The organism is Methylosinus sp. is20ea, from assembly GCF_059718135.1.
In genome coordinates, this window is sequence record NZ_AP046090.1 from 78,321 (window position 1) to 101,773 (window position 23,453).

The window sequence follows — 23,453 nt, forward strand, 5'->3', positions numbered from 1 at the left end:
GAAGGAGCTATTCCATGTTGGGCGCCGTTCTCTACTCCCCCCGAGACATACGCTGCGAGGAAGTGTCCGAGCCGAAGATCATCCATCCCACGGATGCGATCATCCGGCTTTCGGCCAGCTGCATTTGCGGCTCGGATTTGTGGCCGTATCGCGGGCTCAACGAAATCGCCGCGCCCATGCATATGGGTCACGAATATTGCGGCGTCGTCATCGAGGTCGGCGGCGCCGTTAAAACGGTGAAGCCCGGGCAGTTCGTGGTCGGCTCCTTCTGCATCTCCGACAACACTTGCCCACACTGCCGGTTCGGATTCCAATCGTCCTGCGAGCAGCGCGAGTTCATGACCGGCGCGCAGGCCTCGCTGGCGCGCGTGCCGCTCGCCGATGGGACGCTGGTCGCGACCGAGGAACTGCCGGCGGAAGATCTGATCCCGAGCCTGCTGGCCGCCTCCGACGTGCTCGGCACGGGCTGGTACGCGGCGGACGCCGCACGGGTTCAGTCCGGCTCGACCGTCGTCGTCGTGGGCGACGGAGCGGTCGGGCTCATGGGCGTGCTGGCGGCCAAGCAGAAGGGCGCGGCGCGGATCATCGCCATGAGCCGCCACAAGAAAAGGCAGGACCTCGCGCTCGAATATGGCGCGACGGACATTGTCGCGGAGCGCGACGACGCCGGCGTCGCGCGCATCAAGGAGCTCACCAACAAGATCGGCGCGGATGCGGTGCTGGAGTGCGTCGGCACCAAGGAATCCATGGCTCAGGCGCTGCAATGCGCGCGCCCCGGCTCAATGATCGGCTATGTCGGCGTGCCCCACGGCGTCGAATTCGACGGCCAGCAGCTGTTCTTCTCTCAGGTCGGAATGCTGGGTGGCCCCGCGCCGGTGCGGCGCTTCCTGCCGAATTTGATAGAACTCGTGCTTTCCCGCAAGATCAACCCGGGCAAGGTGTTCGATCTCGAATTGCCGCTTGCCGACGTCGCCGAGGGCTATAAGGCAATGGACGAAAGGCGCGCGATCAAAACGCTGCTGCGCGTGTGAGGTCATGCGTGACGGTGTCGCGATGGTTGGCCGAGGTCGCGATGACGACACGAAAGCCCTCCTTTTGCAGCGCCTGCCCTAACGCAATGAAGGGATGCAGGTCGCCGAGTGAGCCGGAGATGGCGATGAGAATTTTCCGTGCAGGCATGAATGGACCGTCAATGCGACCTACTGAAACGCGAGCTTGATGCGCTTGCGCGAACTGAAGCAGTACGCTGGGACGAAAGAAATTTCAAAAGCGACCGCACGGGATCAGGGCTTAATAATCATCAGGGGACGAGCTTGGCCAGCGGTTGCGCCGTCACATAGTTCCGACTTGACGTGTCGGGAGCCGAATGTGATTCTGGCCATATCGAGAAAGAGCGTGCCGGTGGGGTAAGCCCGGCGCTTTCCGTTCGGGAAGTCTCTGTGCTCTGCTCTGCAGAGACCCACGATAAGCGTGCCGCAGTCGCGGCGGGCTTGCTGGGTCGTTGTCCGCGGAGCATCGGACTGATGGTTCCAGCAAGTCGCAATCACTATTGCTGGGGAATTTCCATCATGAACCTGAACCATATCGACGTCCCAACAACAGATGTTGTCGCTGCGCGGGCCTTCTTCGAGCGACATTTCGGACTTCGTTGCGCATTCAGCAGAGAAGATGGTCTGTCCGTCCTGCTCGACAAAGACAACTTCGCTCTAACACTCAGCCCACTGCCGGAAGGCGAGAAGCTCTGCTTTCCGACCGGGTTTCATATCGGGTTCAATCTCTATAACGAGCACGAATTTTACGAGACGTATCGAGTGATTGCCGCCGCAGGAGTTCCCATAGCGCTCCAGCCGACGGTGCTTGGAGGCGCGCTGACGTTCCACTGCCATGCGCCGGGACCGATCCTCGTCGAGGTCGCCTATCGTCAGCCCGACTAAAGCTCATGGGAAATTGAGCACACACAGTTCGAGTCGAAATCGAGGAGGCCACGTAGCGCGACCGCGCCAAGGGAATGGCAGAGATGGGTCAGAGTCTCGCGCTTTCGAACGGCGAGGTCGCGCCGATTGCAGGAGCCGCTACGTTAACACTTGGGCCGGGAGCGACGGGCGGGCTCGGTCACGACCGAGCGGCGCTACTAAGCAGAGAGCGATGCGGTCAGTCGCAAGCGTCTGCGCGGGCCAGGAGGAAGGCCCTTTCCCGCGCGTTGCGGGTGAGCCCGGCCGCGGCCTCGAATTCGCAGCGGGCCTCGGACAGTCGACCAGCCCGAAACAGAAAGTCGCCCTTCGCCGCCGGCAGGGGCGCATAATTGCGCAGGACGGCGGCCGCGGCGATCTCCTCTATCAGTTGCAGGCCGGCTTCGGGCCCGAAGGCCATGCTGTGGGCGACCGCTCGATTGAGATCGACGACCGGCGAGGGCATCACCGCTCGCAGGCGGTCGTAGAGCGCCGCAATACGGAGCCAGTCGGTGTCGGCTAGACTGAGCGCTCGCGCATGGCACGCTGCGAGCGCGGCTTGCAACGCATAGGGGCCATCGCCCCCCAGAGATTCGGCGCGAGCCAGCGCGTCCAGGCCTCGCCGGATGAGCAGCCGGTCCCAGCGTGCGCGATTCTGCTCGGTGAGGGTCAAGAGGGCGCCGTCCGGCCCGATGCGCGACCGCAGGCGGGACGCCTGGAGCTCCATCAGGGCCAACAGGCCGAACACTTCCGCGTCCTCGGGCATCAGCCCGGCTAGCATGCGGCCCAGCCTTTGCGCCTCGAGGCACAGACCCGGCCGCACCAGGTCATCGCCCGCCGTGGCAGCGTAGCCTTCATTGAAGATGAGGTAGATGACCTCCAGCACCGAAGGGAGCCGCGCCGCACGTTCAGCCCCTCGCGGCGCCTCGAAGCTCAGACCGGCCTTTCCGATGGTCTTCTTCGCGCGGACGATGCGTTGGGCGATCGTCGCCTCGTTCGACAGAAACGCGCGGGCGATCTCGTCCGTCGTCAAACCGCCGATGACACGCAGCGTCAGCGCCGCACGGGCGTCGGCCGAAAGTATGGGGTGGCAGGCTGTGAAGATGAGGCCCAGCAGCTCGTCGCCGAGATCGTCGTTCATGGCCGCCTCGCTTCCGTCGGCCGCGCCGTCGAAGGCGCCGTTGAGCTCCCGAGTGATCTCCTCATGCTTGCGCTCACGCATCTTGTCACGACGGATCGCGTCGATGGCGCGGCGTTTGGCGGCAGTCATCAGCCAAGCGCCGGGATTGGCCGGAACGCCGGTTCTGGGCCATTCGGTCAGGGCAATGACCAGAGCGTCCTGCGCCAGCTCCTCTGCAAGATCGACATTGCGCAAGAGGCGGGCCAGAACTGCGATGAGCCTGGCCCGCTCAATGCGGAAAATCGCTTCGATCGTCCTGTGCGTCTCGCCTGCGGTCATACCGTCTTGTCGGCCGAAGCCGCGAGGGAGGCAAGCAGGCGGCGGCCGACAATCTCAATCGCCGCGGAGCTTTTCCCGCGTCCGGTCATGGATCTCTGCGACTTCCGGCGTCAAAACCTCTTCGAAATCAGCCATCTCGTATAGCGGCCGGATTTCGATCTCGCTCGGTCCCGGCATGGGATTGGGGCAGCGCTTCACCCAAGCCACCGCCTCGTCGAAGTCCTTGACGTCCCAGAGCCAGAAGCCGGCGACCAGCTCGCGGGTCTCGGCGAAAGGCCCGTCAATGACCCTGCGGCCGGGGCCATCGAACGCTACACGCTTGCCCTTCGAGGAGGGTTTGAGGCCCTCGCCGGCGAGCATGATGCCCGCCTTGACAAGCTCTTCATTGAATTTGCCCATCGCCTCGAGCAGCTCGGTCGTGGGGAGAATACCCTTTTCGCTGTCCTCGGTCGCCTTCACGAACACCATCACTCGCATGGCCCGTCTCCTTGTTTGAGCCGGCTTAACCGGCCTAGCGTGACAACGACGATTGGGGTTTTCGGAAATCGACATCATGCAGCATTTTTTTAACGGCCGACGCGCAGGGGGCGAGTTGCCGCTCCCACGTCAGGTTCGCGATCGCGCGATAACCGAGACGGACGCGCGACGGACCTCGCGGCGCGCGCCCCACAATGCCGCTTTTCCACTCGTATGATCCATTGCGGTCGAGGCAGTCGAATCGCCGAGGTGGGTCTCGCCTTCCCCGAACGGAAAGGTCGCGCCGATACTGTTGAAAAAGTCTTTTGGGAGGCCGGTCGAAATTTCTAGACGCCGGTGATGCGCTAATCGGAAAACGAGCCGGGCGTCTACCTACCAAAGCGTCAACTGAATGCCGGGCTTCGGCTGATCCTGCACGATGGCATGCACTGACGAAGCTCGCCTGAAACGTGCTTTGCACCGGATTTGACGAGTGCCGTTTTTCCGAGTTTTTCAACAAATTCCGACAGGAGCCGTCACTCGCCGGGTGCGGCCGTAGCGTCCGCTTCCTCGAGCTTTGCGGACGCTCAGACCGGAGGCGAAGGATTGCAGCTTTTTAGAGCCACGCGCGGCGGCGCGGCACATAGAAAATGCAGCCAAAGGGATTGGGCGCGGCGACCAGCCACGGCCGACGCGCGCCGTTAGCTCAGCTCGACTGGCTGCATTCCAAAGCGGAGCAGGTTCGATGACGTCGAGCCCACATCCCCGACGCACCCGGATCGACGCGCTCGTCAGGTCAAAGGCTCCTCTCCTGCGATGGTCGTTCGCGTCATCAGCCGGCCGCTCTCGGCGTCATAGGGCGTGACGCGATGCAGGGTTCCGGCGTTGTCCCAGATCAGGAGATCGCCGACGCTCCATTCGTGCCGATAGACGAATCTCGGCGATGTAGCCCATTCCGTGAGCTCGGCGAGAAGCGCGCTTCCTACATCCGGCGTCAGGCCTTCGATATGCGACGCCGTGCATCCGAGCGCGAGCGATTTGCGTCCTGATTTATGAGTCCACACAAGCGGATGCGTCTTCGGCTCGTGACCTCGCCATCGGCGCAACTCGTCTTCCGTGGGCGTGGGGTTAACGAGTCGCTGGGCCGCTTCGACGCTATGGACGACGCGGAGCCGTCCTATGGAGGACTTGACCGAGACCGGCAGCTCCTCCCATGCGGCGTAGCAATTGCTGAATTCGGTCTGGCCGCCGGCGGGCGACAATCGCTTCGCATTCAAAATCGCCGCGCGCGCGGGAATGTCGTTGCTTGCGCCGTCGAAATGCCAAAAGAACGATCCTTTCAAATATTCGGCCGCGAATGCGTCGACTTTTCTGTCGAGCGTGATCGGCAGAAGCCCGTCGCCGCGCAAGGGGACGATCTCGCCGAGCGTCCGGGACAGCGCGAGGTGCTGTGCATCGTCGAGGTGGCGTCGCGGAAAGACGATCACGCCGCGTCTTTCCAGAAGGTCGCGAATCTCGGCGGCGTATTCGCCACCCGTCAGCGCCGCGACATCCATCTCGATCGCCGATCCGATGCGCGGCGCCAAATCGAAGACTTCGAACCCACGCCGAATGGTGATGGAACTCATGTTCGCCTGGTCCTTTACTTGTCGAGCCCCGCCCGCGCCATGGAAAGAAAGAGCGTCCTGCGCGCCGCGCGAACGGCGTCAGGACTTCGCCGGGCGCGAAAGTTGCTCCACCAGTTCTTCCGCGCCTTTTTCTATCCCCGTGCGCGCCGCCGATAGCGCGCCGACGCTCGCCGGAATATTCAATGGGCTGGGATACTGCTTGGCCACGAAAGCCGTGAGCAGTCGATTGTCGGAGGTGTCGCGTATCTCCACGGCATAGATCACCGAGCCAGTCATCAGACCTTCGCCGCCGCGCACCGTTTGCACGCCATTGTAGAGTCCGCCCGCGAGATCGAAGCGGGAGAGCGTGCCGAGGACGGGCGTGCTCGTCACAGCGCCAGTCAAAGTCAGTTTCAACCGCAGCGTATTCGGGGCCGGCCTGTCCGCGATGGAGAAGCGGCTCTTCAGCTTTTCGGCGAATTCGCTCTGCATGTGCTCGGCGAGCGAGGCCTTGTCGGTCTCCGCCATGTCGGCGAATTGATGATCGGCGCCGCGATAGATCGCCACCGGATCGATGATGATCCGATTATAGGCTCGCCAATCTGTCGTCGCGGCGTAGCGAAACGGAATGCGCTTGGCGTCCTCTTGCCGATTGGGCTGCAAATGCGCCGAAGATGGAAGCCCGGAATAGGCGATGGGCTCCACGCTCGAACAGGCGCTCGCGCCGAGGCAGAGCAGCGCGACGATCAGTCGACGCGCTTTATCCTGTGCCGCCATACCATGCTCCTTTGCGCTCGACGCCGCATGATTGCGTCGCCGCGTCATCTTCCGGGATTGAATCTAGAGTGTGTGGGAATGCGCCCGTGTCGACGTCTTCTGTCGCTTCGAGGCGCTCTGCGAATTCGCCCGCGCCGCAGGAACATAAGAGAAGCTGCGGCCGCCGAGCCATCCGTGATAGGGACCGCGATCGTCTCGGCGTATCAGATCGAAGCTCACGATCGTGCCAGGCACTGCGACCGTCAGCACGACGTCGTCGCGGGCGAGGACCTCGACTTCGAGCGTATCGCCCGGTCGATCCGGGTCGAGAAGAAGGATGCGTCGCGTCATCTTCTTCCCCATCTCATCCCCGCCCTCCCGTCGTCACGGCTGCGTCGGTGGAGAGAAGAGATCGAAGTGATAGTTCACGCCGACGCGGATCGTATGGAATCGCGCATGCCGATCCGAGACATGGTTCCTGATGTCGCGAAAGATGTCGGTATAGAGATATTCGATCTTCGCCGACCATTTCGGCGCAAAGGCCCATTCGACGCCGCCACCCGCGGTCCAACCGACGCGGAGCTTACCGTCGCCGGCGATCTTCGGCTCGCCGAAGGCCATGCCGCCCGTTCCATAGATCAACAAGCGCGGCTCGGTGAGCGCGACGCCTACGCGCCCGCGCGCCGTTCCGAACCACGGCAGCGTCGCGTCGCGATGATAGGGGCCGTCGTCTCGCGCCTTCAGGCTCGAGGCCTGAACATCATTTTCCGCGCCGATGACGAAGCGCGGCGTCAATTGATAATTGAAGCCGATCTGGCCTCCGCCGACGACGCCGCTCGGCGAATTGTCGCCATATGCGCCAGCGCCGAAGCCCGCGCCCAATGCGCCACCGGCGTTCAGGCCGCCATATAGGCCCGTCCAGCTGAAGGCCGGCGGCGGTGGCTCGAAAGCGATCGCCGGCTTCGTATAGGGCAAATCGGCCGCCCGCGCCGCGCTCGCGCTCACTGTCAGCGCGAACAGCGCCCGCGCCAAATGTGTCGAATATTTCTCGATCATGTTTTCGATCCCCTGCGTTCGGGCGTCGTCCGAACGGTCGAGGAGAAAATACGCGAGACCGGATCGATGTCAACACTGTTGAGACAACATTGTTGACATCCATGTCTTCCGGCCCCATTTGACCAGCGTCGCGAGCCGAATAAGGTGCTCGAAAAAGGAGGCGGATCGAGATGGCGACACTGACGGAGCTTCAGGAGAAGCGCGGCGGAGAAATCACGCGGCGGCGCATACTCGAAGCGGCGCGCGCGCGTTTCTCGACGGCCTCCTATGAGGATGTGAAGCTGCGCGACATCGCCGCCGAGGTGGGAGTGGATGTCGCTCTCGTCCACCGCGCGTTCGGCTCGAAGGAGCAGCTGTTTTCGGCTGTTCTCTCGACCTCCAAGGAGGCCTCGTCGCAGGCGACCATAGACGCCAGCCGGCTGAGCGCCGATTTCGCGGACGGCTTTTTCGCCGCGAGTCAGAATGAGACGCTTCAGATCGTCGTGCGCTCGCTGACCAATCCGCAAGCCCGTGAAGTGCTGCGCGCGCGCAGCACCACCGAATTCATCGGCCCCGTCGCCGCCGCTCTCGAGGGACCGTCGACGCTCGAACGCGCGACTTTGTTCAACGCCTGCCTCGTCGGAATGGCGATCTTTCGCGAAGTTCTCGGAGCGCCGGCGTTGCAGGACGCCAATAGCGCCGAGACGCGGCCCTTGATCGAGAGAATTCTCGCCGCCTGCCTCGCCGAGGGCGGCGCCGAGGCGCCGAAAGAGGATGGTCCAACAAAGGCGTCTCGTCGAACGACGCGGACAAAAAAGGAGCCGGCGACATCGAAGCCGTCGAAACGACGCGCGCCGACGAAAGCGCGCAAAGCCTGAGTTCAGCTAGGGCCGACGTGCATTTCCGCGTCGAGACGGTCCTCCGACGTATCGATATCGAGCAGCCGATCAGCGGCCATGGAGGGGCGTCACGGGCTCGGGTCTCCGGGACGAAAGCGACAGGAATTCCGACGCGTAGCCTCGTTCCCCAGGTCCAAGCAATGTCATCCTTTCCGCCGACGGCCTGATCGCACGTGATTTCGCCCAGGCACGGGAATATCGGCTTTTGGCGATATCGGACGTTGGCCGTGCGGACTGGAGGCGGCAGCAATGGGTCACAGTTCCTCCTTCGCCGTCGGGAAGGGGGAACTCGCGCCAAAAGTGGCCATTCGCAGGGAAAGCCCGTAAAATGCTTGGGTTGTATGTGACATTTAGCGATCATTGAGCGGCTATGGGGAAGGTCAGTTTCAAGATGCGACAGGTTTTCGCGCTCGCTGCGCTCGCAATTCTCCTTCTCCCCGCCCGCGCCGAGGAGCCGGCGACCTTCCGGCAGGACCCTAAGGAATGGCGCGCGCAGGGCGGCAACGACGCCAATTGGCGATATTCGCCGCTCACGCAAATCACGCCGGAGAACGCCGGAAAACTGCAAGTGGCGACGATTGTTTCGACGGGAGCGCTGCGCGGCCACGAAGGCGCGCCGCTGGTCGTGGATGGCGTCGCTTATTTCACGACGCCTTTTCCGAACGAGGTGTTTGCCCGCCGTCTCGCGGATAACGCCGACAAAATCCTATGGCGCTACTACCCTCGGCAAGATCCGTCGATCATGGAGAAAATCGGGGGCGACGCCGTCAATCGCGGTCTCGCTTATGGCGATGGTAAAGTCTTTTTATCCCAGCTCGACACGAATCTCGTCGCAATGGATGTGAAAACCGGCAGGGCGATATGGTCTCGCACCAACGGCAATCCGCAAATCGGCGAAACCTCCACCGGCGCGCCTGCGATTTTCAAGGACAAAGTGCTCGTCGGCATTTCGGGCGGCGATTTCGGCGTACGTGGCCATGTCACCGCCTATGACGCAAAGACCGGTCAGCGCCTTTGGCGCGGCTATTCGACCGGTCCAGACGCCGATACGCTGATCGACCCTGACAAGACAACGCATCTCGGCAAACCGGTCGGCAAGGAGGCCTCGCTTGCGAGCTGGGAGGGCGAACAGTGGAAGATCGGCGGCGGCGCGCCCTGGGGCGCCTTTTCCTACGACGCCGATCTGAACCTCGTCTACTATGGCACCGGCAATCCGGCGCCCAGAAACGCCAAACAGCGTCCCGGCGACAACAGATGGACTGCGACCATTTTCGCCCGCGACCTCGACACCGGCGTGGTGCGCTGGGTCTATCAGGTCACGCCGCATGATCAGTGGGATTACGACGCGACGGGCGAGATGATTCTCGTCGATCTCGAAGTTGACGGCGCGACGCGCAAGGCGCTCGCGCATTTCGACAAGAACGGCTTCGCCTATTTTCTCGATCGCGCCACGGGCGAGCTCTTGTCGGCAGACATCTTCGGCGCCCATGTCAATTGGGCGAGCAAGGTCGAGCTCGACAAGAACTCGCCTTTTTATGGCCGGCCGCTGCTCGTGGATGAATATACGCCGGAGATCTGCGGCGAAGACGTCAACACGAAGAATATCTGTCCGTCCTTCTTGGGAGCGAAAGGACCGCCGCCCGCAGCTTATTCGCCAAGCGAAAAATTGTTCTATTTGCCGCTCACGACCAAATGCATGGACAACGAGCCGTTCGCCTCCGAATATAAAATCGGCAAGCCTTACCTTGGCGTGACAACGGAAGATTACCAAGAAGGGTATGTGACGAAGACTCATAACTACCGGGGAGGCACCCTCGTCGCGTTCGATCCGATATCGAAAACCATTCGCTGGTCGATTCCTGAACAGTACCCCATTCGTTCAGGCGCGCTCGTCACTGCGACAGGCGTTGTCTTCTACGGCACGATGGAAGGCTATTTGAAAGCGGTCGACGGGAAAACCGGCAAGGAACTCTGGCGTTTCCACACGGGCTCGGGAATCGTAGGTGACGTCGTCTCTTACGAGCACAGCGGCAAGCAATTCGTCGCCGTGCTGTCAGGCGTCGGCGGGCTCGTTGGGCTGGAGTTGATCGATCTCAAGCGAGACGTCATGGACGGCCCGATCCGCAGTTTGCCCGACTACACCACTCTCGGCGGGATGCTGACCATATTTGCGCTGCCGAATTGAGGAACCTCGCGGCCGCATCCAGGGCGAAGTGGAGTTGGCCACTGAATTGACCGCTTGGGGTCACAGTTCCTCCTCCGCCGTCGGAAGAGGGAACTCGCGCCATGGGCCGCCACCGCGTTGCACTAATCAAGACTTTTTCACGGCGCGTATGGTCCGTGTTTTAGCTGCAATCTTATCGCCGCGCTGTTCAGTGCTGAACCATTTGAGGCGAGCTGGCGGAGGCTCAGGAATGATGGTTACAGTAAGGCCAGCCTATCGAAGGCGAGTCCGAAAGCGTCCGCCATTTCGTGAACCCCAGACGCCGAGGTACGCGGTTCCAGTCTCGTCATTATGAAAATAGGCTGAACCGCCGAACACGGCTTCAAGGCCTGCGGCTCCCTTTAGCCCGCCTCCTCCATAAACAGAGACAACAGTTTCAAGGGGCGCGGCGCTCACGATCGTTTCGCTCCGGGCGAATGGTCTGCCTCTGAAAACGAAGACATGAACAGGCTCGGTCATCACAGAACATTGCCTCGCCGCTCTTGGCTCCGCAACTGCTAGAACTTCAAGGGAGCGGTTCGACCTACTATTCTTTCGGCGACAACGCCCACGAGCTGCCGCTACAGTCTTCAGACGCATCCATGCAATCGGGAACGACGGCGGCGACGAGATGGCGCAGCTTGAAAAGCTCCAGGCCAGCGTTGAGCTGGCGCGTGACGAGATACCGTTTCTAGTCCGCTTTCACGACCCTGCCGATCCACTTACCGTAGAAGAAGTCGATAGAGGCAATTTTGCCGCGAGCTTTGGGTCTGGCGTGAGCCTCCTTCGAGCAACGATCGAAATGACGAAGGCTCCCGTGACGACGGGTCTAGAGAATTATCTGCCATGGCTTGTCAAGGGATACCCCGAAAAGCTTCTTCACGAGGTTGGCCAGGGAAAACCGATTAGAGAAGTGCTCCCGGTTTACCTTCTCACCCAGGATTGTTTTTGGAGACATCAACAATGAGCATCTCCTGAATCTCATGCTCGCATTCTTTCGCTGGAGGGCGCCGCGTATCGGTCAGGTAGAGGAGCTGATGTGTTTGTCATGGCTCAGCGTCGTCTGCCCAGATCGAAACGTTTATCGAGAACGGCAACGGGAAAGCCTCTCGAGGGGAAGCACCCCGTTGCGACGTGTTCGAAGGTGGCGTCGTTGCGCTTCTCTTTCCCTCAGCTTTTCGTTCGCGCCGTCTTGTCGAGGGCCGCTCGAAGTCCTCTGGCGAGTTTCAAAGCGTCGCCATCGGCCCAGAAGTGGAGGAAGAACAGGCGGGGTTGCTCGGTCAGCATATGACTGTGCACAGCGGTGACTTCGACCCCGTGTGCCTGTAATTCCTGAATGACAGGGTTCACTTCGCCGGCTGTGAGCACGAAGTCGCCGGTAATTGCCGCCTTTCCGCCGCCGGTCGGCTGAAAGTTGATTGCCGTGGCGACGCCCAGAGGCCCCTCGGGGCTCAGATGAATCCCGCCCTCCGCAACCTGGTCCTGGCGTGGAACGCCGAACTGGTACACGCCTCCGACGGCGCGACCCTTGGCGCCGATAATCTGCTCGATTTGCGCCGTATCGAGGTCGACCGTTGGCGCCGGCGCTGCCGCCGGCTGGGTCAATGGCGTATTACTCGCCGCCAAGGCGTCGCGGATCGCGACGGCCAATTTGTTCGGCTCGCCATGCCCGGCGACATGCACATAAAGGAGTGCCGGGCTGACGCGTAGTAGATGATTATGGATGGCCGTAATCTCGAACCCACTTTCTTGCAGCTTGGCGACGACAGGATTGACCTCGCTTTCGAGCATGACGAGATCGCCCATCGCCATGGTTTCTCCATGCGCGGGCTTGAAGGCGATCCATCCGCCGAGCGCGAGCGCCGGCTTGATCGTGACCCCGTCGAGCGTCACTTTCAGATCGCTCCGCGGGAATCCGTAGCGGTGAACGTCGCCGGACACCATTGGCTGGCGGCCCAGCGTTTCATCGACCTTTTTCCAGTCGAATGGTTCGCTGTCCGCAGCTGTGGCCGCGCTCAGAATAGCCCCGCCGACCAGATAGGAAAGGAACGCACGCATGTATGATCTCCTCTTCGAGTGATTCGATCCCAGCCAATCTGCTGGCCAGTGCGGCAGAGACGCATTCCCTGTCGTTCGCTTCGACCAAGGCATGCAGGCGGTCGAGCTGAACCGAGAAATGACGACGTGACACGCACAAGCGCAGGCCCGCCCGTCTCGGGGACGAGGGCCATGTGTGTGCGGAGCGGCCGGTGATCGGGGTTTCGTTCTTCCATCCATGCGCAATCTCCCCGACGAATCGGGAGCTGCGCAGAGCTTGGACGGGAACCGTCTGATGGGGAGCCTGCGTTTCCCCACGTTCAATTCTAATGGTTCGCGTCGCCGTGACAAGTGGGTGAGGAGAAAAACCTGCGAGCCGTCGCGTCGGCTTCCGTGTCCGACGATGATAGCTTTTTTTCACATGCTCGAATTCGAGCTTTCGTGTCTGCGCCAGCTCAAAAGGACCAAGCCCAGCTTCTCCTTTGTCCATTCGATCTGCGGACGAAAACGTGTCTTTGCGCTGGCTCCGATCGGCGAGGTTCGTCGCCGCTGTTTTCCTCGCTACGTCTCCAGCGGCGCTCTCAGTCCAACAATTTTTCTCTGTTCAATGATGCGCGTGATGGTCGTCGCCGGAAGGCCTCGCCTCAGGGCTTTTCGTGCTCTTCATTCCTTCATGCCGCGACGCCTCTGCCGGTCGACCCTCGACGTCGTGAGCCACGGTTCCTTCCGGAAACTTGTACGGACCCGGGTCCTTATAGTCGTTGCGCGCCAGCCCCTCTCGGATTTTCATGAGCGTGAACATGCCGCCCATTTCGATGGGTCCGAATTGGCCCGTTCCGGTCATCATGGGAAGCGCATTATCCGGCCCCGGCATGTGCATCGACGCCATGGCGCCCATGCCGGACGAGCCCATGGGCATATAATCCGGAACCAGTTTGGTAATCGCTTTGACAACTCTGGGGCTCTGTTTCGCTCCGATGAAAGTTCTCAAATCATGTCCCATCGCATTCATCGTGTGATGGGACTTGTGACAATGCAAGGCCCAGTCGCCCGGATTGTCTGCGACGAGCTCAACGGCGCGAATCGTTCCGACGGGGACGTCGACGGTCGCTTCGGGCATTTGCGCAGATCGAGGAATCCAGCCCCCATCCGTGCCGGTGACGTAAAAATGATGGCCATGCAAGTGAATGGGATGATTCGTCATGCTGAGATTGCCCATCCGCACACGCACCCGATCGTTCAAGCGCACGACGAGCGGATCGATGCCGGGAAAGACGCGATTGTTGAATGTCCACATATTGAAGTTCGTCATCTCCACGACCTTCGGCACATAGGTCCCGGGATCGACGTCATAGGCGCCGAGCATGAAGACGAAATCGCGATCGACTCTATGAGTCTCGGCATCGCGCGGATGCACGACGATCATTCCCATCAAGCCCATCGCCATCTGCACCATTTCGTCCGAATGCGTGTGGTACATGAAGGTTCCGCTCGTCTTCAGCTCGAATTCGTAGACGAAGGTCTTGCCCGGTGGAATGTGAGGCTGCGTGACGCCGGCCACGCCGTCCATGCCATTCGGCAACAAAATTCCATGCCAATGGACCGAGGTCGGTTCCGGCAGCTTGTTAGTCACGAAAATGCGGACCTTGTCGCCTTCGACCGCCTCTATGGTCGGACCCGGCGATTGGCCGTTATAGCCCCAAAGATGCACTTTCATCCCGTGCGCGAACTCGCGCACGACCGCTTCCGTGACGAGATGGAACTCTTTGACGTCCTCCTTCATGCGCCATGGCAAGCTCCACCCGTTCAACGTCACGACGGGTTGGTATTCGGGACCATTCGAGGGGAACAGCGGAGGCTGTGTCTCCGCACTCGTCGAATAATGCGCCTCCGGAATGCTCGCCGCCTGCGCGCGGCCGCTCAGAGCGGCGACGCTCACAAATCCAGCCGCGGCGCCGATGAAGTTCCTTCGAGACATCATTGTTTGTCTCCCCTCATGCGTCACTGGCCGATCGCATCCATCCGCGATACGGGCGCCTCTTCGACTCGCGTTTCGACTCCGCCGATGACCGCGGCCCGAAGATCGGCATTGGCGAGCCAGAAATCGCGTTTGGCCTCGATCGCCGCGACGTTCGCCATTATCCCCTGCCGCACCTCAGCGAGCAGCGGGAAGACGTCGATCAGCATCGCATCGTAGCGCCGAAGGCTCTCATCCGTGATGATCTTGCGCAGCGGCAAAATCTCGCGTTGATAATGAGTCGCCACGTCCCATGCGGAGCGATAGGTTTGATACGCTAGGCGCGCTTCCGAGCGAACGTCGACGGCTTTCGCCGCGAGGCGGTTGAACGCCTGCAAAAAGTTCTGCTCCGCCTCGCGCGTGCGCGCCTCGCCAAAGTCGAAAATCGGAATTTCGATCGTGGCGCCTGGGCCAAAAACCCTAAATCGAACTCTCTCGGTGTCGATCGTTCCGTCGCTCGAAACTCTGGTGACGATTTCCCGAGTGTCCTTGTAGATGCCGGACAATTGGAAGACATTGACGAAGCGGGTCGCGTCGACGAGCCCGTAAGACTTTGCGAGCGCGTCGAGTTCTATGCCTGCCACGAAAAGATCGGGGCGACGGGCCACCGCCTCCTGCTCGATCATGGGCATGCTCTTTGGACGAGAGGGCGGCGCCGGCAAGGTGCCGGGAAGCTTGAATTCGAGATCAGCGCCCCACTGGCCCAGCGACCGGATTAGCTGCTCACGCTCCGCGATCACTCGCTGGCGAGCCTTCGCGAGCCGAGCAGTAAGATCGGCGTAGAACACTTGCTCGCGCGCCTGATCGAGCTTGTTCATCGCACCGGTTTCGCCCAACGCTCTGGCGAGCTGCGCGGCCGTTTCGGCCGTCGAATTCGCTTTGGCGAGAAAAGCGACGAGCTCCTGCGCCGCGACGGCGCGATAATAGTCTTTGCGCGCTCGGGTCGCGAGCCGGAGCGTTTCCTCGGCGGCGCGCAGCTGCGCCTGATGAAATCGATCTGCAGCGATTTCCGCCCGCGCCGGCAAAGTCGCCAATGCGAGAATATCGGCGGCGATAATCGCCTCGAGCTCCAATTTCAACGGTCCGGCGATCCGCGAGATAGAAAAGCTCGGGTTTGGCGGAAGGACCGCTTTCACCATCGCCGCTTCCGCGGAGCCCAATGCGTTATACTCCGCCTGAAGGCCGCGATTGTCGAGCAGGGCGATTTGCACCGCGGAGTCGGCCGTCAGCGCTCGTGAGAGGAGATGTTCGACACGAGCTCGAGCGGATACGGCATCCTCCGGCGTGCCGATCGCCAGCACGTCCTTCTCGAGCTGGCTACCGGCGACGTCCGCGACAATGCTCATGCCGCCGTCGTCTGAAAAGCCGACACAAGCGGAAAGCGTCATGGCGGAGAGCAGCGCTGCGCCGGCTCGAAGTCTCTGGGCGATCCGCCGCTGTCGCAGCGTCGATGGAAAGCATGGGAGCCGCTTCAATGCTCATGCTCCGAGCCGCCGTGACGCCCTTGCTCCGATGATCGGGCCAGTTGCGCATTTTGGTCTTTCCAGGAGCTCGGCTGGATCGGCCGTTGGCTGACGTACGAACCGATCGTAGATCGATAATGTGTAGCGGGCGCAGGCGCCGCGGCGTCGAACGGTTCGGGGGCGACAAATGGCGGCGGAATTGGCGTGCAGCCATGCACTGCTCCAACGATCAATGAAGCAGGGCCGAGTTTCTCGAGGATGTAGATAATGAATAAATTTTGTCGCTTCGGCTTAGCGGCGGAAGTTTGTGCACGCCACGACATTGAGAGGCCTCGGTCGCAGGGGATTTTTACGCCAGCCACCGAATCACTACGAAAAACGCTAACTCGTTCATGCAGGGAAAAGCTATTGGTTGCTTCACGAACCCCTCGGGCGGTGCGTCGGCAGGCGCGCGCTGAAGAACAGGGTCATGCAGGGCATGGCGATCGGCTCGTTGGTCGAGATCTTCTTTTTCGATACGCCGCTTCCGCTCATCACTGTCACGTCGAGATGCCGAAGCTTCTGATCGGCGCCGGAATCGTTTCGATCCTCGTCGGGCTGGTGCGGCTCGTCGGTAAGTGGTTCGGCCTCGGCCGCCTACCCGGCGACATAACTGTCGAATGCGGCGATTTCCGCCCCTATATTCCCATCACGACGTCGCTGATCGTCAGCGTCGCGCTCAGCGTTATATTCTGGTTTTTCAGTCGGTGAAGTCTGCGCATCCTAAGTCGTAGCGGCAATTTACGGGGTTCTCCCATGGCCCATGAACATGCCCATGAGCACGCCAACCGATACTCTCACGAGGAGCATCCGCGTTCTCCGGCGGGGGCGGCGCCTAGCGAACAGGGCGGCCGAGGCACGCATCCTGAGGTGATCTACACCTGCCCGATGCATCCGCAAATCCGCCAGCCGAAGCCGGGCAATTGCCCGATCTGCGGAATGACGCTCGAGCCTGTCGTCGCGAGCGCCGAGACCGGGCCGAGCCCGGAGCTCGTCGACATGACGCAGCGCATCTGGATCGGCCTCGCCCTCGCCGTTCCTGTCCTCGCTCTGGAGATGGGCGGACATTTTCTCGGCCTGCATCGATTGCTTTCGCCGCAGCTCTCCAATTGGATTCAATTCGTTCTCGCGACACCCGTCGTTCTGTGAGCCGGGTGGCCGTTCTTCGAGCGGGTGGCGCGGTCCCTCGTGACGAGCAATCTCAATATGTTCACGCTCATCGCAATGGGCACGGGCGTCGCCTGGGCCTATAGTGTGCTAGAGCGGATTCGCCTTAAACCGGCTCGTATCCTGCGGCGGCGAAGAAATTTGCGCATTCGGTGGAAGAGAACTCCTTCAGCAATGCGCCGATCTTGTTCCATAGGGCGTCGACGGTCCGCTCGGCGGCTTTGCGGAGCAGCGCTTTGAGCTTGGAGAAGGCCTTCTCGATCGGATTGAAGTCCGGGCTGTAGGGCGGAAGATAGAGCAGCGTCGCGCCGACCGCTTCGATGGCCTTGCGCGCGCCTGCGCCCTTGTGGCTCCCCAGATTGTCCATCACGACAATGTCGCCCGGCGAGAGCGTCGGAACGAGGACCTGATCGACATAGGCCTGGAACCATTGGCCGTTGATCGGCCCGTCGAGAACCATCGGCGCCGTCATTCCGGTCAGGCGCAGGCCGGCGACGAATGTCGTCGTCTTCCAATGCCCATGCGGAACGCCGGCGCGCAGTCGTTCGCCTTTCGGCGCGCGCTCGTTCTTGCGCGCCATATTGGTCGTGGTCCAGGTCTCGTCGATGAAGACGAGCTTTTCGGGATCGAGATCGAGCTGGCTGTCGAACCAGGCTTCGCGCCGCTCTTTCACGTCCTCGCGGTCCTGCTCGCTCGCATGGGCGGTCTTTTTTTGTAGGTCAGACCGCAGCGGTCGAGAAAGCCCCACAGCGTCGCTCGGCTGGCCTTTATCCCGCGTTCGGCGAGCAGGCGCTCCAACAGCTCGCTGATGGTCAGGTCCGGCGTCGCCTCGATCAGCGCCAGCAGGAAATCTCGGTGCGCATCGAGCTTGCAGCGTTTCGGCTGTCCCTGCTTGCGCGCGCCGCGCTCACCGGTCTGACGCGCGCGGCGAACCCAGACGATCGCTGTCGCATCGCCGACCCCGAAACGGGGTCATCGCAGAATCTTCCCAAAATCCTACGCTAAGGCGCTGACGGAGGTTTACTGGTATCTTGCTGATGGAGTTGCGCAGATATTAAGGCATTGAGATATAAGGAAAAGCTGGACTGCTGCGCGAACGGCCGATTGCGCACCAGGGAAGCCGGTGATGAAGAAGCATGAAATCCTTTCGCCGCAGGCCCGTGCAGAGCTGTTCGATCCGCCCAACGATCCCGCGACAATTATCCGGCACTATACGCTTTCGCCCGACGATCTGGCGCTGATCCGTCGACGGCGGCGTGACGCCAATCGGCTTGGCTTTGCGGTGCATCTCGCCTACCAGCGCTTTCCTGGTCGCGTGCTCGGCATCGATGAAATTCCGCCCGCGGCTATCCTGTCATTTATTGCCGGTCAACTCAGCATCGCGCGTGGCGCCTTTAACGAGTATGCCCGTCGAGAGGAAACGCGCTGGGAGCATCTCGGCGAAATACAATCGTATTTGCGTGTTCGCCCCTTCAACCGCGACGATTATCGGTATGTCGCTAAAATTGCGACAGGGGAGGCGATGGGCACGGATCGCGGCGACGCGATCATTGCAGCGATGATCGAAGCTTTGAGAACCCGGGGCATTTTGTTGCCGGCGCCGACAATTTTGGAACGCATCGGTCTGGCGGCTCGCGCGCGCGCTCGAAAGCAGACCCACAAGAATCTCGTCGAGGGAATTGAGCAGCGGACGATCTCCGAATTGGAGGCATTGATCGCTGTCAGCGACGGCAGAGATCGCACGCCACTCGCTTGGTTGCGTGATTGGCCTGAAGCGCCGGCCCAAAAGAACCTCGTTGGAATCGTCGAGCGCCTGCAATTTGTTCGAAGCCTGGGCGTCGGGCCAGATCGTGAGCAACGGATTCATCGCGCGCGTTATAGGTCCATCGCCAAGGAAACGGCTATTCTCAGCGCCCAGCACCTTTCGCGGTTCGATACGCTCCGCCGACTGGCGACTCTGGTCGTGTTCGCCCGGGAGATGGAAGCGATCCTCACGGACGCCGCACTCGTCATGTTCGATAAGATGCTCGGCGGCGTGTTCCGCCGCGCGGATCGCGTCTACAAAGAAAATCTCGTACATCGAGCGAAAGCTCTCGATGCGTCGGCCCGCGCGCTTCTCGACATGGCGAAAGCCATGTTGGCGGCGAAAGCATCTGGAGAGGATCAAGTCGTGGCCGTGGAACGTTCGCTCGGCTGGGAGCGATTGAAAGCGCTTGTCGCGGAGACCGAAGGCGTCGTTGCCAACACGCGCGATGACAATCTGATCGAGATAGTCGAAAGATACCCAGCGGTGCGCCGGATGATTCCGGTCCTGCTCAACACATTTGTATATCGCTCATGGAAGCCAAGCGACTCGCTGCTCGACGCGCTCGATTCTTTGCGCGGACTGTATGCGGCGCCGCCGACGCGACTCCCTCAACGCCCGCCGACGGCGTTTCTGAAATCGACATGGCGCAAGCTCGTTGGAAAGGGCTCGACCTTCGACCGCCGAGCTTACGAGGTCGCGGTGATGATGTCACTACGCGACAGTTTGCGGTCTGGAGATATCTGGGTCGAAGGGAGCCGCGCATTCCGCGCCTTCGGCGATTTCCTTTTGCCGGCGGAGAACGGGTCCGCGACGACTTGCTCGCTCATATCGCGCCGCTCGGCTGGGAGCACATCACCTTCAACGGGGACTATGTTTGGCCGACCGAGCCGCTACAGAATGCTTTCCGACCCCTCCGATACCCACGGTCCAAGCTACTCGACGCGGCTTAGCGTAGGATTTTAGGAAGATTCTGCGATGACCCCACCCCGGCCGCTATCGTCGTTCCGCCGGCGGAGCTTTTTACTTCCCGAGCGCCTCAGCCATGGCTGCATTGGCGACTGACGAACCTCCGACCGTCGAGGCGCAAAAATGCGCCACTCCGCCCGAGCTCGCAAGTGTCGCTACAGCCGATCGAAATGATGCCCGAGCTCGGACCTTGGTCGGACAAGCTCGATGAGATTCTGGCGGAGAACGAGAAGAAGGCGCGACGGCACCCTGCCTGCGATCATAGCCTATACCGACCCGCGAGAAAAATTCGCGACATAGCCCGTCAATCTCAAGGCTCCGAGGGCGCGGCGACGGGGATGAAATTGTAATCGGCGAAGATCGCCTGCGCGCGCGGCGTCATCAGATACAGAGCAAAACGGGCCGCCGCGGCCTGCTGCTCGGGCGCTTTGTCGCGCAACAGCGCCAAGGCGTAATCGGCGCGCACGGCGAGCGCATCTGGCGCCGGCACGCTGACGAGATCTGGATCGGGATGCGTCTCCCGCCGGCTGCAATAGCCGATGAAGAGATCGACTGTTCCATCGAGCAGAAACTTCTTTGTCGGCGCGGGGGCGCTTTGTCCGGCTCGCGCATTCGGCTGCATGGCCGATGGCTCCGGCGGGGCTCCGCCCACGAGGGCTCGCGCTTTCGCTCGCAGGATTTGCTCGGCGCCCTTATGCGCTTTCTCGGCCCTGGCGAACAGAGCCATGGCGTAGTCGCCGCCGGGATCGGCTTTGGGAGTCGATGTGCCGATCTTTGTCGCTGGATCGAGCATGTGGTCGAGAAGCCCGTCCGTCGTCAGGGCATGATCGGCGCGCGCCGTGGCGCAGAGCGTGTTGCGGACGAAAATGACCGGCGGCGCAGCCTTTCCCTCGGCGGCGAGCCGCTCCGGATGCTGCCGATCTGCGGAGAGAAAGAGATCGGCCTCATTCCCCTTTTCTATGCCCTCGCGCAGCAGGCCCGAAGGGCCGAAAACCATGGTGATCGTCTGGCCCGTCTCCTGTTGGTAGCGCGCGACGATTGCGCGCAGGGCACCGCCGAGGCTGCCCGCCGCATGAATGTGAAGCGGAGGCCCGCCAGGAGCCTCCTCCGCCACGCATGGCAGGAGCGGCGAAAGAAAAAGTGACAATGCGACGATGCGCCGGACTCGTGAGATGGACATGATCAGAGCTCCATCTGCATGGAAAGACGCAGCGTGCGTGGCGCGCCGAGTGTGCCCGAGCCGAAGTCCGTGCTGTTGTAGCCGTTCTGGCCGGTCGGCGTGACATTGGCCCAATAATGCGCATTGGCGACATTGTAGACGTTGAGGCGCCATGTCACCGCGTGATCCAGCAGACGCGTGCTGTAACGTAGACCGAGATCGGCGACGGTGTAGCCGTCGACGAAGGTCGTGTTCGCGTAATTGCCGGGCCTGCTGCTGGCGAAATTGATATTGGCGTTCGCGGCGAGGCCGGGCGCGAACGGGATCTGATAATCCATGAGAATGTTGAATACGACATGGGACAGGCCGAGGATCTGCTTGTCGTTCGTCAGCGCCGAGCCGGTGTCGTAGAGCCTCGGATCGAGCAGGGAGAGACCGGCGAAGACGGTGATGTCGTCGGTCGCCTTTCCCGAGGCGTTCAGCTCGACGCCGCGATTGATCTGCTTGCCGTTGACGCCATAGACATTGTTGACCGTATAAGCATAGGGTCGCTCGATCTGGAACAGAGCCGCTCGAAGATCGATACGGTCGAGATCGATCTTATAGCCGAGCTCCCATTGCTTAGCGCGGACGGGGGCGAGAACGGCCCCGGCGTTGGCGACGCCGTTCGGCGCCGTGTCTCCCTGCTGCAGGTTTTCCGAATAGGTCAGATAGGCGGTCTGATTGCGCATCGGCTTGAACAACAGGCTCGCCGTCGGACTCACGCCGCTCGTGTCATAAGCGCTGGTCGTCACGCCGGCGCTGTTCAGGTTCCGCGCATTGATCCAGCTCTGTGAAAGTGCGAATTGCGCGCCCCAATGTTCGCCGAAGCCGATGACGTCGCCGACAGTGAGCGATTGCTGAAAGGTTTCGACCGAAAGAAAGCGATTCTTGAAATCGGGAAAAGAACGGGCGGCAAGCAGCGCCGGATTGGCGAGATTGGCGTTGCCGAGCGTGACGGCGCCCAGCACATAGGGGCGATAGCGGTCCCAGAGGAAGCCATTATTGGCGAAGACGATATCATGAGAGACGGGTCCAGTGAAGAAGCGCCCGTTCAGGGCGGCCTGATTGCTGAGCACCGTGTCCAAGGAGAATGTGGTCGTCGCGGCGGTCGTCGTATAGCTTCCAAAATTGTCCGTCAACGTATTGGTCGGAACAGTCGAGGCGCGATCATTGGATTGACGCAAGAGGCCCAATGTCAGACGCCAGTCCTGATCTAAATCATGACGCAACCTGCCGCTGAAGATCGCCGTCTGATTGTCGTCACCCCCGAAGGTTTGTCCGTAGCCCTGCCGGGAAGGATCGGGCGCCGCAGGAAAAATCGCGGCGTTGCGGCCGAGCGCAAATGTGCCGGGCAGATTTTTCGTCGCGAAATTGTAGAAGCTCGCATTGGTTTCGAGCACAGTGCTCGGCGACGCATGAATGTCGAAGGCGAGACTCGCCAGTTGTCGCTTCGACTGGCTGCCGTCGACATAGGTCTCGCCATTCTGCTCGAGCAGATTCAGTCTGTAGCCGAAACGGCGTTCGGGGTCGAGAAAGCCGCCGAGGTCGGCGTGACCGAGCCAGGCGCTTTTCGACAGATAGGAAAAAGTAAACTCGCGCAACGGCGCGTCTGTCGGCCGCTTGAGAATGTAGTTGAATGTGCCTGCCGGATTAGCCGGGCCATAGATTGCACTCGACAGGCCGTTCAGCACTTCGATGCGCTCGAATTGCTCCAGTGGATAATCGGTCGTCGCCGCGATATTCAGCCCGTCGATGCGCGTGTTCTGTACCACTCCCGCCTGCATGCCGCGCGTCTGCGGACGAATATTTTCGCCCTGCACCGAGGGAATGAGCCGAAAGGCTTCACGCAGGCTGAGCAATTGCTGGTTCTTCACGAGATCGAGCGGAACGACATCGATCGAAAGCGGTGTATCGACGAGGGCCCTGTCGCCGAATGGTCCGACATAGGCGTTTTTGACTCGATAGCCGCCTTCGACGGTCGCGGCGCTGGTCGGCGCGCCTGCCGCGGCGACATCGACGGTCGGGAGCTCGGTTGGTGCGTCCTGCGCTCGAGCCGCCGAGATCGAAAGCGCCGCGAAACTCACGCCGAGCGCGGAAATGCCGAGCGCGCCGAACAGTCTCTGTCTCTGCACAAGGAGCATAGGCGTCACGCGTCGATCGCGTCTGCGGGGGCCTTCGATAGAAATGCCGGCTCTTCGGCCCATTGCGTTCGCTCCAAATCGTCGCCGATCCGGTGGCGGGGAATATCGACCGGCGTCCGGCGCATCTGAAGTCGAGACATTATGTAATTCAATTATATAAATAATGCACTCCGCCGAAATATTGAGCATCGGCTCTTGTGAGCCGAGGCGGCCCGGCTCCGCCTTTTCCGCGCGGGACCGGCTGGCTACGG

19 protein-coding genes and 2 pseudogenes are annotated in these 23,453 nt (G+C 61.3%); 8 read left to right on the forward strand and 13 right to left on the reverse strand.

Features of this window, described 5'->3' with window-relative positions; all coding sequences use genetic code 11:
* Positions 1 to 14: 14 nt before the first annotated feature.
* Positions 15 to 1,031, forward strand: a complete 1,017-nt coding sequence (locus tag AC6IY7_RS19800) for a zinc-dependent alcohol dehydrogenase family protein (protein WP_497783106.1) — start codon at positions 15 to 17, stop codon at positions 1,029 to 1,031.
* Here AC6IY7_RS19800 and AC6IY7_RS19805 read toward each other — a convergent pair.
* Positions 1,009 to 1,179 carry a glycosyltransferase gene (locus tag AC6IY7_RS19805; protein WP_497783107.1) on the reverse strand — a complete coding sequence of 57 codons (171 nt, stop codon included), beginning with the start codon at positions 1,177 to 1,179 and terminating at the stop codon, positions 1,009 to 1,011. The two genes, AC6IY7_RS19800 and AC6IY7_RS19805, sit on opposite strands and share 23 nt — an antisense overlap.
* 389 nt (positions 1,180 to 1,568) lie before the next feature.
* Here AC6IY7_RS19805 and AC6IY7_RS19810 point away from each other — a divergent pair, with 389 nt between their 5' ends.
* A complete protein-coding gene (locus AC6IY7_RS19810) occupies positions 1,569 to 1,934 on the forward strand; it encodes a VOC family protein (protein ID WP_497783108.1) in 366 nt (121 codons plus the stop codon).
* A 217-nt stretch (positions 1,935 to 2,151) separates the two neighbouring features.
* Here AC6IY7_RS19810 and AC6IY7_RS19815 read toward each other — a convergent pair whose 3' ends face one another.
* From AC6IY7_RS19815 to AC6IY7_RS19840, 6 genes are all read right to left on the reverse strand, one after another.
* Complete coding sequence (locus AC6IY7_RS19815; RefSeq protein WP_497783109.1) at positions 2,152 to 3,408, reverse strand: RNA polymerase sigma factor; 1,257 nt, start codon at positions 3,406 to 3,408, stop codon at positions 2,152 to 2,154.
* Between the two features lie 54 nt (positions 3,409 to 3,462).
* On the reverse strand, positions 3,463 to 3,885 hold the full coding sequence (locus tag AC6IY7_RS19820; RefSeq protein ID WP_497783110.1) for a YciI family protein: 423 nt from the start codon (positions 3,883 to 3,885) through the stop codon (positions 3,463 to 3,465).
* Positions 3,886 to 4,655: 770 nt separating this feature from the next.
* Entirely contained in the window at positions 4,656 to 5,492 is an 837-nt protein-coding gene (locus AC6IY7_RS19825) for a TauD/TfdA dioxygenase family protein (protein ID WP_497783111.1), read from the reverse strand.
* 78 nt (positions 5,493 to 5,570) lie between these two features.
* Positions 5,571 to 6,248: a DUF3313 domain-containing protein gene (locus AC6IY7_RS19830; RefSeq protein WP_497783112.1), complete on the reverse strand. Its 678-nt coding sequence runs from the start codon at positions 6,246 to 6,248 to the stop codon at positions 5,571 to 5,573.
* Positions 6,249 to 6,311: 63 nt separating this feature from the next.
* Entirely contained in the window at positions 6,312 to 6,578 is a 267-nt protein-coding gene (locus AC6IY7_RS19835) for a hypothetical protein (RefSeq protein ID WP_497783113.1), read from the reverse strand.
* Positions 6,579 to 6,611: 33 nt separating this feature from the next.
* Positions 6,612 to 7,283, reverse strand: coding sequence for an outer membrane protein (locus tag AC6IY7_RS19840; RefSeq protein WP_497783114.1), 672 nt, complete (start codon positions 7,281 to 7,283; stop codon positions 6,612 to 6,614).
* A gap of 170 nt (positions 7,284 to 7,453) precedes the next feature.
* On the opposite strand from AC6IY7_RS19840, the gene AC6IY7_RS19845 reads away from it, so the two are divergent.
* From AC6IY7_RS19845 to AC6IY7_RS19855, 3 genes are all read left to right on the forward strand, one after another.
* Positions 7,454 to 8,140 carry a TetR/AcrR family transcriptional regulator gene (locus tag AC6IY7_RS19845; protein WP_497783115.1) on the forward strand — a complete coding sequence of 229 codons (687 nt, stop codon included), beginning with the start codon at positions 7,454 to 7,456 and terminating at the stop codon, positions 8,138 to 8,140.
* A 412-nt stretch (positions 8,141 to 8,552) separates the two neighbouring features.
* On the forward strand, positions 8,553 to 10,346 hold the full coding sequence (locus AC6IY7_RS19850) for a PQQ-dependent dehydrogenase, methanol/ethanol family (protein WP_497783116.1): 1,794 nt from the start codon (positions 8,553 to 8,555) through the stop codon (positions 10,344 to 10,346).
* 649 nt (positions 10,347 to 10,995) lie between these two features.
* Entirely contained in the window at positions 10,996 to 11,331 is a 336-nt protein-coding gene (locus AC6IY7_RS19855) for a hypothetical protein (RefSeq protein ID WP_497783117.1), read from the forward strand.
* 203 nt (positions 11,332 to 11,534) lie between these two features.
* Here the strand turns inward: AC6IY7_RS19855 and AC6IY7_RS19860 are convergent, their stop codons facing one another.
* From AC6IY7_RS19860 to AC6IY7_RS19870, 3 genes are all read right to left on the reverse strand, one after another.
* Positions 11,535 to 12,422: a DUF1259 domain-containing protein gene (locus AC6IY7_RS19860; RefSeq protein ID WP_497783118.1), complete on the reverse strand. Its 888-nt coding sequence runs from the start codon at positions 12,420 to 12,422 to the stop codon at positions 11,535 to 11,537.
* Positions 12,423 to 13,005: 583 nt separating this feature from the next.
* Complete coding sequence (locus tag AC6IY7_RS19865; RefSeq protein WP_497783119.1) at positions 13,006 to 14,382, reverse strand: multicopper oxidase family protein; 1,377 nt, start codon at positions 14,380 to 14,382, stop codon at positions 13,006 to 13,008.
* 20 nt (positions 14,383 to 14,402) lie between these two features.
* Positions 14,403 to 15,764, reverse strand: a complete 1,362-nt coding sequence (locus tag AC6IY7_RS19870) for a TolC family protein (RefSeq protein ID WP_497783120.1) — start codon at positions 15,762 to 15,764, stop codon at positions 14,403 to 14,405.
* A 384-nt stretch (positions 15,765 to 16,148) separates the two neighbouring features.
* On the opposite strand from AC6IY7_RS19870, the gene AC6IY7_RS19875 reads away from it, so the two are divergent.
* Together AC6IY7_RS19875 and AC6IY7_RS19880 are read left to right on the forward strand one after the other, a co-directional pair.
* On the forward strand, positions 16,149 to 16,631 hold the full coding sequence (locus AC6IY7_RS19875; protein ID WP_497783121.1) for a DUF2905 domain-containing protein: 483 nt from the start codon (positions 16,149 to 16,151) through the stop codon (positions 16,629 to 16,631).
* A gap of 45 nt (positions 16,632 to 16,676) precedes the next feature.
* A pseudogene (locus tag AC6IY7_RS19880) lies at positions 16,677 to 17,180 on the forward strand (heavy metal-binding domain-containing protein); the annotation flags it as partial.
* 13 nt (positions 17,181 to 17,193) lie between these two features.
* Here AC6IY7_RS19880 and AC6IY7_RS19885 read toward each other — a convergent pair.
* Positions 17,194 to 18,056: pseudogene (locus tag AC6IY7_RS19885) on the reverse strand (IS630 family transposase); the annotation flags it as partial.
* A gap of 157 nt (positions 18,057 to 18,213) precedes the next feature.
* On the opposite strand from AC6IY7_RS19885, the gene AC6IY7_RS19890 reads away from it, so the two are divergent.
* Positions 18,214 to 19,857, forward strand: a complete 1,644-nt coding sequence (locus AC6IY7_RS19890; RefSeq protein WP_497783122.1) for a DUF4158 domain-containing protein — start codon at positions 18,214 to 18,216, stop codon at positions 19,855 to 19,857.
* 313 nt (positions 19,858 to 20,170) lie between these two features.
* Here AC6IY7_RS19890 and AC6IY7_RS19895 read toward each other — a convergent pair whose 3' ends face one another.
* Together AC6IY7_RS19895 and AC6IY7_RS19900 are read right to left on the reverse strand one after the other, a co-directional pair.
* Positions 20,171 to 21,040: a substrate-binding domain-containing protein gene (locus tag AC6IY7_RS19895; RefSeq protein WP_497783123.1), complete on the reverse strand. Its 870-nt coding sequence runs from the start codon at positions 21,038 to 21,040 to the stop codon at positions 20,171 to 20,173.
* A gap of 2 nt (positions 21,041 to 21,042) precedes the next feature.
* Entirely contained in the window at positions 21,043 to 23,391 is a 2,349-nt protein-coding gene (locus AC6IY7_RS19900) for a TonB-dependent receptor (protein WP_497783124.1), read from the reverse strand.
* Positions 23,392 to 23,453 lie beyond the last annotated feature (62 nt).

Coding starts and splice junctions, on each gene's coding strand:
- AC6IY7_RS19800 (WP_497783106.1), top strand. CDS start 15: ATGTTGGGCGCCGTTCTCTACTCCCCCCGAGACATACGCTGCGAGGAA.
- AC6IY7_RS19805 (WP_497783107.1), bottom strand. CDS start 1,179: ATGCCTGCACGGAAAATTCTCATCGCCATCTCCGGCTCACTCGGCGAC.
- AC6IY7_RS19810 (WP_497783108.1), top strand. CDS start 1,569: ATGAACCTGAACCATATCGACGTCCCAACAACAGATGTTGTCGCTGCG.
- AC6IY7_RS19815 (WP_497783109.1), bottom strand. CDS start 3,408: ATGACCGCAGGCGAGACGCACAGGACGATCGAAGCGATTTTCCGCATT.
- AC6IY7_RS19820 (WP_497783110.1), bottom strand. CDS start 3,885: ATGCGAGTGATGGTGTTCGTGAAGGCGACCGAGGACAGCGAAAAGGGT.
- AC6IY7_RS19825 (WP_497783111.1), bottom strand. CDS start 5,492: ATGAGTTCCATCACCATTCGGCGTGGGTTCGAAGTCTTCGATTTGGCG.
- AC6IY7_RS19830 (WP_497783112.1), bottom strand. CDS start 6,248: ATGGCGGCACAGGATAAAGCGCGTCGACTGATCGTCGCGCTGCTCTGC.
- AC6IY7_RS19835 (WP_497783113.1), bottom strand. CDS start 6,578: ATGACGCGACGCATCCTTCTTCTCGACCCGGATCGACCGGGCGATACG.
- AC6IY7_RS19840 (WP_497783114.1), bottom strand. CDS start 7,283: ATGATCGAGAAATATTCGACACATTTGGCGCGGGCGCTGTTCGCGCTG.
- AC6IY7_RS19845 (WP_497783115.1), top strand. CDS start 7,454: ATGGCGACACTGACGGAGCTTCAGGAGAAGCGCGGCGGAGAAATCACG.
- AC6IY7_RS19850 (WP_497783116.1), top strand. CDS start 8,553: ATGCGACAGGTTTTCGCGCTCGCTGCGCTCGCAATTCTCCTTCTCCCC.
- AC6IY7_RS19855 (WP_497783117.1), top strand. CDS start 10,996: ATGGCGCAGCTTGAAAAGCTCCAGGCCAGCGTTGAGCTGGCGCGTGAC.
- AC6IY7_RS19860 (WP_497783118.1), bottom strand. CDS start 12,422: ATGCGTGCGTTCCTTTCCTATCTGGTCGGCGGGGCTATTCTGAGCGCG.
- AC6IY7_RS19865 (WP_497783119.1), bottom strand. CDS start 14,382: ATGATGTCTCGAAGGAACTTCATCGGCGCCGCGGCTGGATTTGTGAGC.
- AC6IY7_RS19870 (WP_497783120.1), bottom strand. CDS start 15,764: ATGAGCATTGTCGCGGACGTCGCCGGTAGCCAGCTCGAGAAGGACGTG.
- AC6IY7_RS19875 (WP_497783121.1), top strand. CDS start 16,149: ATGAATAAATTTTGTCGCTTCGGCTTAGCGGCGGAAGTTTGTGCACGC.
- AC6IY7_RS19890 (WP_497783122.1), top strand. CDS start 18,214: ATGAAGAAGCATGAAATCCTTTCGCCGCAGGCCCGTGCAGAGCTGTTC.
- AC6IY7_RS19895 (WP_497783123.1), bottom strand. CDS start 21,040: ATGTCCATCTCACGAGTCCGGCGCATCGTCGCATTGTCACTTTTTCTT.
- AC6IY7_RS19900 (WP_497783124.1), bottom strand. CDS start 23,391: ATGCTCAATATTTCGGCGGAGTGCATTATTTATATAATTGAATTACAT.